Origin of the sequence: Cystobacter fuscus DSM 2262 (assembly GCF_000335475.2) — a bacterium.
Lineage (GTDB): Bacteria > Myxococcota > Myxococcia > Myxococcales > Myxococcaceae > Cystobacter > Cystobacter fuscus.
The window spans coordinates 448,127-457,853 of the sequence record NZ_ANAH02000006.1 but is presented as its reverse complement, the minus strand read 5'-3'; the positions used below and the strand labels follow the sequence as shown (position 1 = coordinate 457,853).

The 9,727-nt window shown below is 68.2% G+C and carries 8 protein-coding genes and 1 pseudogene; 5 read left to right on the top strand and 4 right to left on the bottom strand.

Annotated features, from left to right (window positions below):
• From D187_RS55010 to trmB, 4 genes and pseudogenes are all read right to left on the bottom strand, one after another.
• Positions 1-350, bottom strand: a pseudogene (locus D187_RS55010) (hypothetical protein); the annotation flags it as partial.
• 73 nt (positions 351-423) lie between these two features.
• On the bottom strand, positions 424-840 hold the full coding sequence (locus tag D187_RS12260) for a hypothetical protein (protein ID WP_002629223.1): 417 nt from the start codon (positions 838-840) through the stop codon (positions 424-426).
• A 46-nt stretch (positions 841-886) separates the two neighbouring features.
• A complete protein-coding gene (locus D187_RS12255; protein ID WP_002629222.1) occupies positions 887-1,960 on the bottom strand; it encodes a diguanylate cyclase in 1,074 nt (357 codons plus the stop codon).
• A 158-nt stretch (positions 1,961-2,118) separates the two neighbouring features.
• Positions 2,119-2,739: a tRNA (guanosine(46)-N7)-methyltransferase TrmB gene (trmB, locus tag D187_RS12250; RefSeq protein ID WP_002629221.1), complete on the bottom strand. Its 621-nt coding sequence runs from the start codon at positions 2,737-2,739 to the stop codon at positions 2,119-2,121.
• A 90-nt stretch (positions 2,740-2,829) separates the two neighbouring features.
• On the opposite strand from trmB, the gene D187_RS12245 reads away from it, so the two are divergent.
• The 5 genes from D187_RS12245 to D187_RS12225 all read left to right on the top strand — a co-directional run bounded on the left by D187_RS12245 (position 2,830) and on the right by D187_RS12225 (position 9,719).
• A complete protein-coding gene (locus D187_RS12245; protein ID WP_002629220.1) occupies positions 2,830-3,756 on the top strand; it encodes a bifunctional riboflavin kinase/FAD synthetase in 927 nt (308 codons plus the stop codon).
• A gap of 184 nt (positions 3,757-3,940) precedes the next feature.
• The gene (pilB, locus tag D187_RS12240) at positions 3,941-5,644 is read left to right on the top strand and encodes a type IV-A pilus assembly ATPase PilB (RefSeq protein ID WP_002629219.1); all 1,704 of its coding nucleotides are present in this window, start codon (positions 3,941-3,943) and stop codon (positions 5,642-5,644) included.
• A 43-nt stretch (positions 5,645-5,687) separates the two neighbouring features.
• The gene (locus tag D187_RS12235; protein ID WP_002629218.1) at positions 5,688-6,797 is read left to right on the top strand and encodes a type IV pilus twitching motility protein PilT; all 1,110 of its coding nucleotides are present in this window, start codon (positions 5,688-5,690) and stop codon (positions 6,795-6,797) included.
• A gap of 50 nt (positions 6,798-6,847) precedes the next feature.
• Positions 6,848-8,101: a type IV pilus assembly protein PilC gene (gene pilC, locus D187_RS12230; protein ID WP_002629217.1), complete on the top strand. Its 1,254-nt coding sequence runs from the start codon at positions 6,848-6,850 to the stop codon at positions 8,099-8,101.
• Between the two features lie 16 nt (positions 8,102-8,117).
• The gene (locus D187_RS12225; RefSeq protein WP_245591684.1) at positions 8,118-9,719 is read left to right on the top strand and encodes a two-component system sensor histidine kinase NtrB; all 1,602 of its coding nucleotides are present in this window, start codon (positions 8,118-8,120) and stop codon (positions 9,717-9,719) included.
• Positions 9,720-9,727: the final 8 nt, after the last annotated feature.

Here is a 9,727-nt window from a genome sequence, read left to right as displayed (position 1 = left end):
GGCCGGGGCGCGACGGACGAGGGCGTCGGGCCAGGCCGGGGCGCGACGGACGAGGGCGTCGGGCCAGGCCGGGGCGCGACGGGCGTGGGGCTGGGCCGGGGGGCGCTGGCGGTGGCCGGCTCCGGGTCCGCGGGCGTCGGGACCACGGGGGCACTCGGTGAGGGCGAGGGCCGGGGGATGGGCCGGGGCGTCACGTTGACGGACGGTCCCGCCGGGGGCGTGGGGGACGCCGGCGTGGGCGCGGTGGGCCGAGGGATGGGGCGGGGGGTCACCGAGGCCGTGGGCGTCGGGGTGGGCGCGACGGTGCCGGGGTTGGCCACCGGGCGGCGGATGACCTCGACTGCGGGCACGGCCCGCCGTGTCTTCCGATCGTTCACGTTCGTAGGCTACCTGATGCGTGAGAGACCTGGGGGGTCCCTGTCCTCACGGCTGCTGGAGGGACTGCGTAAGGTCTATCTTCCATCCGGACGTCTCACGGACCATCCGGACCTGTCTCTGGACCTGGGAGAACACCACGTTCACCTGCGCCGTGTCGCCTGTCTCGCCCGCGAGCGTGACTTCAGCAACATCCGGTGGAGGTGCGACATTCGCGAAGAAGAAGGCGACGGGGTCCGCCTTCACCGCGCCCGCGGAGGCGTTGGCCACCGTCTGGGCCTTCTGCTTGAGGGCCTCCTGGGTAGGTTGTGAGAGGGCGGAGTAGGCGGTTTTCTCATCTCCCCGCTGCACGGCCCGGAGGAACGTCTGGTAGGCGCGCACCGGTGTCTCGTAGCTGGGCCGGTTGCAGCCCCCGAGGGGCAGCACGGACAGCAGGAGCAGGGAGATCACGAAAAACAGGCGCATGGTCTTGTCATGTAGGCCAAAGAGCCGCGCTCGCCAAGGGGCAGCGTCACTCGGGTGGCGTGTCCTTGTACTGGCGAACGCAATTACGGCCGCCCGCCTTGGCGGCGTAGAGGCAGGTGTCGGCCTGCTTCTTGAGATCCTCGGCGCCCAACAGGGTCGGGGAGGGCACGCTGGCCACGCCCAGTGAGGCCGTACAGCGCACTTCCAGTGCGTCTCCCGACGGGGGCCGGTACTCCAGGCGCACGGAGGCCACGGCCTCGCGGATGCGCTCGCACGCCCCCAGGGCCTCCTTGGGGCCGGTCTCGGGCAGCAGGGCGATGAACTCCTCGCCTCCGTAGCGCGCCACGAAGTCCACCTCGCGCAGCCGGCCGCGCACCGCCTGCGCCACCGCGCGCAGCACCTGGTCGCCGAAGGGGTGGCCGTAGGTGTCGTTGAGCCGCTTGAAGTGATCGATGTCCATCATCACCAGTGACAGGGGCGAGCGGTAGCGCGCGGAGCGTGCGAACTCCTCGCTCAGGCGCTCCTCGAAGTAGCGCCGGTTGTACAGGCCGGTGAGTCCGTCGACGCGCGTGAGCCGCAGCAGCTCCTCGCGCTTCTGGTCGAGCTCCTTGTTGGCCCGGTCCAGCGCCTGGTTCTTGGAGTCCAGCTCCCGGTTCTTCTCCACCAGGGCGTCCTGCAGCACCTTGAGCCGCAGCATGGACTTCACGCGCGCGGACAGCTCCAGCATGTCGAAGGGTTTGACGAGGTAGTCGTCCGCGCCCAGCTCCAGCCCCTCCACCTTGCCGGCCGCCTGCCGCGCCGTCACGAGGATGACGGGAATGAAGCCGAAGCCCCCCTCGCCGCCGTTGGCCTTGATGATGCGGCACACCTCGACGCCGCCCAGCCGCGGCATCTCCACGTCCATGATGATGAGGTCCGGCCGTGCCTCGCGCAGCGAGCGCAGGGCCTCGGTGCCGTCATGGGCCTCGCGGAAGCGGTAGCCCGGGCCGGCGAGCCCCTCGCGCACGTGCTGGATGTTGGCCGGGTCATCGTCGACGATCAGGATGGTGCGGTCGGCCAGGGGGTTGGGGGGAGGGGCCCGGCGTGCCGCTTCTGCCGTCTTCTTCGCGCTGTCCGCCATGTCGCTGCCGTTCGTGCCTCGGAGTATTTCGGACCGCCGTGAGGAAGGGATTGTTCCCCGAACGAGGGGGGGATGCCAAGCCGTCCTCCCTCCAGCCGGGGTGAAGCGCCCCGCGCGCACACGGCACGACACGGCCGTGCGTGCCCCCGGGAGGGCACTCAGGCGGGCTTGCGCAGGCGGGCGCGGTAGACGGGCTCGCCGCTCGTCAGGTAGCGCCGCTCGCGCGTGGAGGGGACTTCCTCGGGATCGTAGGGGTGGAAGACGCCCTGGCCCAGCGGGTTGACGAAGCCGGCCTCCTCGAGGATGGAGAGCATGGCGACGGCGCGGTCCTGCACGTCGGTGCGCATGTCGAAGAGGCCGCCGGGCTTGAGCTTGTCGAGCAGCAGCCGGGCGAAGTCGGGCTGGACGACGGCGCGCTTGAAGTGGGCGCGCTTCCACCAGGGGTCGGGAAACTGCAGGTGGATGGCGTCGAGCGAGCCGGCGGCGAACAGGCGCGGCACGATGGAGCGGGCATCCGCCTCGAGTACGCGCAGGTTCTTCAGGCCCAGCTTGTTGCCGCGGTCCTGGGTGTCGCGCGCGTACTTCTTGCGCCACTCGAAGGCGACGAAGCGCGTGCCGGGGTTGCGGCGGCAGTACTCGAGGGCGTGGCCGCCCGCGCCGGAGCCGATTTCCAGTTCCAGGGGGCCGGCGAAGCCGAACTCGGCGTCCCAGTCGGGGGGAGCATCGAGGCGGGCCAGATGCAGGCCCACGGGGTCGGGGAGCAGGGGAGGACGGGCCATGAAGGATGCGGGAGGCTGTGGGCCTCTTCGCACGGGGCGGGGCGGTCTGGCCAGGGCAAAGCGACGGGTTTGGCGCTATATGGGCGCTCCATGAAGGTCTTCCACGGGGTGACGGAGGCGCGCGAGCTCTCGGGTTGTGCGCTCGCGCTGGGCAACTTCGATGGCGTGCACCTGGGCCACCAGGCGCTCTTCGCGGAGGCGCGGCGCCACGGCACGCTCGTCGCCGCGCTGACGTTCCAGCCGCATCCGGGCAAGGTGCTCCAGCCGGAGATGGCGCCCAAGCTCATCACCCTCTTGCCGCGCAAGCTGGAGCTCTTCGAGTCGTTCGGGCTGGACGCGGCGGTGGTGCAGCCCTTCACGCGCGACTACGCCCGCCTGTCGCCGCGCGACTTCGAGGCCTCGCTGCTGGACGTGCTGGGCGCGCGCCACCTCGTGGTGGGCCATGACTTCACCTACGGGGCGGCGCGCGGGGGCAGCGTGGACACCCTGCGTGAGGCCGCGGCGGCCCGGGGCGCCCAGGTGCACTGCGTGGAGCCCGTCACGGTGGATGGGCTCGTGGCCTCCTCCTCCAAGGTTCGCGAGTACATCCTCGAGGGCCGGGTGGGCGCGGCGCAGCGCCTGCTCGGCCGTCCCTTCGATTTGGAGGGCACGGTCGTGCGGGGCCAGGGGCGCGGCCGGGGCATCGGCTTTCCCACCGCCAACGTGGACACCCAGAACGAGCTGCGGCCGGCCGCCGGTGTGTACGCCATCCGCGTGCGCTTCCGCGAGGCCCTCCAGGCGCCCTGGCTGCCGGGCGTGGCCAACATCGGCGTCAAGCCCACCTTCGGTATCAACGAGGTCACGATCGAGGCGCATCTGCTCGACTACAGCGCGGACCTCTATGGCCGCGAGCTGCGGGTGGAGTTCCTCGAGCGGCTGCGCCCGGAGCACCGGTTCGGTTCCGTGGCCGAACTCGTGGGACAAATCAAGCGGGACGTCGAGGCCGCCCGGGTGGTGATCGCCCGGGCATCCGACTGAAGGTTTCCCAAGCGGTTTCAATGGCTTGGTCGGAGAGGGAGCCAGGGACGGCGCCTTGACAGGCTCGCGTCTCCCTCTCTTTAATCTTGGGGCTCATGCGCCCGTAACCCCGCGCATCTTTTTGGTTTCCGCCGTTCCCACGGCGGTGGCCACGATTGTCATCCCCACGCTCGAGGCTTTTTGAATGTCCGGTCGACTTGGTGAACTGCTGGTCCGTGAGAACCTGATCTCGGTCCAGCAACTGCGCAAGGCCCAGGAGGAGCAGCAGAAGAACGGCACGCGCATTGGCACCGCGCTCATCAAGACGGGAGCCATCGAGGAGTCCAAGCTCACCGACTTCCTCTCCAAGCAGTACGGCGTGCCGGCCATCAACCTGAAGGACTTCGACATCGACGCGGAGATCATCAAGCTCGTGCCGAAGGAAGTGGCCGAGAAGCACCTGGTGATCCCCGTCAATCGCGCGGGCCCCTCGCTCATCGTGGCCATGTGCGATCCGTCCAACATCTACGCCGTGGACGACCTGAAGTTCCTCACCGGCTACAACGTGGAGCCGGTGGTCGCCTCGGAGATCTCCATCCGCGACGCCATCGAGCGCTACTACGCCGAGAAGGGTCCGGACATGAACGCCCTCGTCGACGAGCTCGCCGAGGACATCGAGGTGGCCAAGGAGGAGGAGGAGGGCAACGTCGAGGAGATGGCCCGCGCGGCCGACGACGCGCCCGTGGTGAAGCTGGTGAACCTCATCCTCCAGGACTCCATCAAGAAGCGCGCGTCCGACATCCACGTGGAGCCCTACGAGAAGGACTTCCGGGTGCGCTTCCGCATCGACGGCTCGCTCTATGACGTGATGCGCCCGCCGATGAAGCTGCGCAACGCCATCACCAGCCGTCTGAAGATCATGGCGAACCTGGACATCTCCGAGCGCCGCCTGCCCCAGGACGGCCGCATCAAGATCAAGCTCGGCGGTGGCAAGGAGATGGACTTCCGCGTGAGCGTGTGCCCCACGCTCTTCGGCGAGAAGGTCGTGCTCCGTCTGCTCGACAAGAGCAACCTGCAGCTGGACATGACGAAGCTCGGCTTCGATCCGCAGCCGCTCGCCTGGTTCAAGGAGGCCATCGACCGGCCCTACGGCATGGTGCTCGTCACGGGTCCCACGGGCTCGGGCAAGACGACGACGCTCTACTCGGCGCTCGCCTCGCTCAACCAGGTGGACACCAACATCGCCACCGCCGAGGACCCGGTCGAGTTCAACTTCGGCGGCATCAACCAGGTGCAGATGCACGAGGACATCGGCCTGAACTTCGCCGCGGCCCTGCGCTCCTTCCTCCGCCAGGATCCCGACATCATCATGATCGGTGAGATCCGCGACTTCGAGACGGGTGAAATCGCGGTGAAGGCGGCGCTCACGGGCCACCTGGTGCTCTCCACGCTGCACACCAACGACGCCCCGGGCACGGTGAGCCGTCTGCTCAACATGGGCATCGAGCCCTTCCTCGTGACGGCCTCGCTCAACCTCATCCTCGCCCAGCGTCTGGCGCGCCGCCTGTGCCCCGCGTGCAAGAAGCCCGCGGAGAACGTGGACGAGCAGGCGCTGCTCAACGCGGGCGTGCCCGCGGAGAAGCTCGGCAACTTCACGCTGTACGAGAAGGTCGGCTGCCGCGATTGCAACGACCGTGGCTACCGCGGCCGCGTGGCCATCTACGAGGTCATGCCCTTCTGGGATGGCCTCAAGGAGCTGGTCATCAACGGCGCCTCGGCCGCCGAGCTCAAGGCGGAGGCCATCCGCCTGGGCATGAGCTCGTTGCGCATGTCGGCCCTGGCCAAGATGATGGACGGCGTCACCACGCTGGAAGAGGTGGTGGCCAACACGGCCCCGGACAACTTCTGACCTCGCCTCATCCCCTACCCAAAACCTCCGAAGGACGGTCTTCGTGAATCTGCATCAGCTGCTCAAGGCGATGGTCGAGAAGGGCGCTTCCGACCTCCACATCACCACCGGCTCCCCGCCCCAACTGCGCGTGGACGGCGAGCTGGTGCCGCTCAAGACGGCCCAGCTATCGCCGGTGGAGACCAAGCAGCTCTGCTACTCCATCCTCACCGACGCCCAGAAGCACAAGTTCGAGGAGGAGAACGAGCTGGACCTCTCCTTCGGCGTGAAGGGGTTGTCGCGCTTTCGCGCCAACATCTACATGCAGCGTGGCGCGGTGGCGGGGGCGTTCCGCACCATTCCCTTCAAGATCCTCACCTTCCAGGAGCTGGGTCTGCCCCCGGTGGTGGCCGAGCTCGTCAAGCGCCCGCGCGGCCTCATCCTGGTGACGGGTCCCACCGGCTCGGGCAAGTCCACGACGCTCGCGTCGATGGTCGACAAGATCAACACCGACCGTCATGAGCACATCATGACGATCGAGGATCCGATCGAGTACCTGCACCCGCACAAGAACTGCCTCGTCAACCAGCGCGAGGTGGGCGCCGACACGCGCAGCTTCAAGACGGCGCTCAAGTACATCCTGCGCCAGGATCCGGACGTGGTGCTGGTGGGCGAGCTGCGCGACCTGGAGACGATCGAGGCGGCGCTCGTCATCGCCGAGACGGGCCACACCTGCTACGCCACGCTGCACACCAACAGCGCGGTGCAGACCATCAACCGGGTGCTGGACGTGTTCCCTCCCTACCAGCAGCCCCAGGTGCGCGCCCAGCTGTCGTTCGTGCTGGAAGGCGTGATGAGCCAGTCGCTCATCGCCAAGGCGGGCTCTCCGGGCCGCGTGCTGGCGCTGGAGGTCATGATTCCCAACCCCGCCATCCGCAACCTCATCCGCGAGGACAAGATCCATCAGGTCTACTCCTCGATGCAGGTGGGCCAGGCGAAGTACGGCATGCAGACCTTCAACCAGGCCCTGGCGGCGCTGCTGGCGCGGCGCCTCATCAGCCAGGACGAGGCGTTCGGCCGTTCCTCGGATCCGGACGAGCTGCGCAACATCCTCTCGGGCAGCACCGCCGCCGGCATGCCTGGTCAGCGGCCCGCCGGTCCCGCGGGGCGCTAATTCGTGAATTCCAACCGGTGGGATAGGATGCTGTCCCTCTCGGAGGCCTGATGGCTGCAACGGCGACCAAGTCCACTCCCCAAAAATCGAAGAACACGGCCCAGTTCCTCTGGGAAGCCAAGACCAAGTCTGGCGAGACCAAGAAGGGCGAGATGGAGGCCTCGGACATCGAGGCCGTCAATGCCCGTCTGAAGTCGCTCGGCCTCAATCCGGTCAAGGTGCGCCGCAAGGGCCTGCTCGACTCCGACCTGAACATCACCATCGGTTCGGCGGTCACGGGCAAGGACATCCTCATCTTCACCCGTCAGTTCGCCACGATGATCGACGCCGGCCTGCCGCTCGTGCAGTGCCTCGACATCCTCGGCACGCAGATGGACAACCCGGCCTTCCGCAAGGTCGTGTTCGCCATCAAGAACAAGGTGGAGCAGGGGTCCACCTTCGCCGACGCCCTGGCGGACCACCCCAAGGTCTTCGACGAGCTCTTCGTGCAGCTGTGCGCCGCGGGCGAGGTGGGCGGTATCCTCGACAACATCCTCAACCGGCTCGCCAACTACCGGGAGAAGAACGAGAAGCTCAAGCGCAAGGTCAAGAGCGCGATGACCTACCCGGTCATCGTCGTGTTGGTGGCCATCGCGGTGACGGCGGTGCTGATGCTCAAGGTGACGCCGGTGTTCGCGAAGATGTTCGCGGACTTCGGTCAGGCGCTGCCCGCGCCCACCCAGTTCGTGGTGGACCTGTCCGAATGGTGCCAGAACTACCTGCTCTGGGTGTTCGCCGGCCTGGCCGCCTTCTCGGTCCTCTTCGGCTACGTCTACCGCAACCCCCAGGGGCGGCGTCTGCTGGACAAGGCGTTCCTGTTGGCCCCCATCGTCGGGCCCGTCATCCGCAAGGTGGCGGTGGCGCGCTTCACCCGCACGCTGGGCACGATGATCTCCTCGGGTGTGCCCATCCTGGATGCGCTGGACGTCACCGCCAAGACGGCCGGCAACCGCTCCGTGGAAGAGGCCATCTTCTACGTGCGCGGGAAGATCGCCGAGGGCAAGAACATCGCGGGACCGCTGCTGGAGACGAAGGTGTTCCCGCCCATGGTGGTGCAGATGATCGGCGTGGGTGAGGCCACGGGCGCCATGGACACCATGCTCAACAAGATCGCCGACTTCTACGACGACGAGGTGGACACGGCGGTCGCGGGCCTCACGGCGATGATCGAACCGTTGATGATGGTGTTCCTGGGTGGCGTGGTCGGTGGCTTCCTCATCGCCATGTACCTGCCCATCTTCTCCATCGCCGGTGCCGTCAAGTAGCAGCGGCCGTTCGTCGTTGGCCGGTTCGCCGCAGCCGCACACGCTGCGCAACCGGCTGACGTGGCTCACCGTGTTCCGCACGGTGGCCGTCAGTCTGTCGCTCGTGGCCTTCGCGGCCCGCGTGTTCCTGCAACCCGTGCAGGAGCCCAGCCACGGCGACATGCTGTCCTTCGCGGTCATCGGGCTCGTCTACCTCTTCACGCTCGTCTACGGCCTCATGCTCCGGGGGGGCTGGGCGGACCGTCTGGCGGCGGTGGTGCAGGTGGTGGGCGACCTGCTCATCGCCTCGGTGCTCGTCTTCCTCACCGGCGTGGGAGACAGCCCCTTCACCTTCCTGTACCTGCTGGCCGTCATCGGCGCGAGCATCCTGCTGGATGGTCGCGGCGCGCTGCTGGCCGCGCTCGCCAGCGCGCTCACCTATTCGCTGCTGCTGGTGGCGGTGCGCTCGCGCTGGCTGGCGCCTCCCACGGGCGTGGGGGATTTGAGCCTCCAGCGGGTCGCCTTCCTCATCGGCAGCAACCTGCTCGCGCTCGTGCTCATCGCGGTGCTCGCGGGCTATCTGTCTCGCCAGCTCTCGGCCACGGGCGGGCGGCTGTCCGCGCGCGAGGCGGACCTCAAGAAGCTGGGCACCCTGCAGCAGCAGATCCTCACCTGCATGCCCTCGGGCCTCATCACGTGTGATGCGCAGGGCCTCGTCACCTTCGTCAACCGCGCCGCCAGCGCCATCCTTGGACTGGACGAGGCGGCGGTGGTGGCGGGCATGCCCGTGGAGTCGCTCCTGCCGGGTGCGCTCGGAGCGGAGGCCCACGTGCGCCGCCGGGAGCTGTCCGTGCAGACGCGGGAGGGCGTGCGCACGCTCGGGTTGACGGTGACGGGCCTGGGCGACACCGGCAACGAGGGCATGCTCATCGTCTTCCAGGATCTGACCGAGCTGCGCCGCACGGAGGAGGATCTGCGGCGCGCCGACAGGCTGGCCGCGCTGGGCACCCTGGCCGCTCAGCTCGCGCACGAAATCCGCAATCCCCTGGCCGCCATGCGCGGCTCGGCCCAGTTGCTCGTGCGGGAGCCCTCCGGGGATCCGGTGTCGGCGAGGCTCGTGGACGTGCTCCTGCGCGAATCGGATCGGCTCTCCAAGCTGGTGGAGGACTTCCTGCGCTTCGCCCGCCCTCCGCCTCCGCTCAAGCAGGAGGTGGACCTGGGGGCGTTGGTGGCGGAGACGGTGGACATGTTGCGCGCGGATCCGCTCGCCCGTCAGGTGCGCGTGGAGACGGCGCTGCTTGCCCTGCGCATCCTGGTGGACGCGGATCAGCTCCGGCAGGTGCTCATCAACCTGTTGCGCAATGCCTTCCAGGCGACGGAGGAGGGGGGAGTGGTGCGCGTGACGTTGCGGCCCGAGGACTCCTGGGCGGAGCTGCTCATCTGGGACTCGGGGGGCCGCATTCCCCCGGCACACCTCTCGCGCATTTTCGAGCCCTTTTTCAGCACCCGGGAGGGAGGAACCGGCCTGGGGTTGTCCACGGCGCATTCCATCGTGCGCGCACATGGTGGCAACATCCGCGTGTCCTCCTCTCCCCAGGAGGGCACTGGGTTCCTCATCCAATTGCCCATTCGGGACTGACGGGGAAG

What these genes read in the sequence shown, in the direction of transcription:
- D187_RS12260 (WP_002629223.1), bottom strand. Translation starts at nt 840, where the DNA reads ATGCGCCTGTTTTTCGTGATCTCCCTGCTCCTGCTGTCCGTGCTGCCC.
- D187_RS12255 (WP_002629222.1), bottom strand. Translation starts at nt 1,960, where the DNA reads ATGGCGGACAGCGCGAAGAAGACGGCAGAAGCGGCACGCCGGGCCCCT.
- trmB (WP_002629221.1), bottom strand. Translation starts at nt 2,739, where the DNA reads ATGGCCCGTCCTCCCCTGCTCCCCGACCCCGTGGGCCTGCATCTGGCC.
- D187_RS12245 (WP_002629220.1), top strand. Translation starts at nt 2,830, where the DNA reads ATGAAGGTCTTCCACGGGGTGACGGAGGCGCGCGAGCTCTCGGGTTGT.
- pilB (WP_002629219.1), top strand. Translation starts at nt 3,941, where the DNA reads ATGTCCGGTCGACTTGGTGAACTGCTGGTCCGTGAGAACCTGATCTCG.
- pilC (WP_002629217.1), top strand. Translation starts at nt 6,848, where the DNA reads ATGGCTGCAACGGCGACCAAGTCCACTCCCCAAAAATCGAAGAACACG.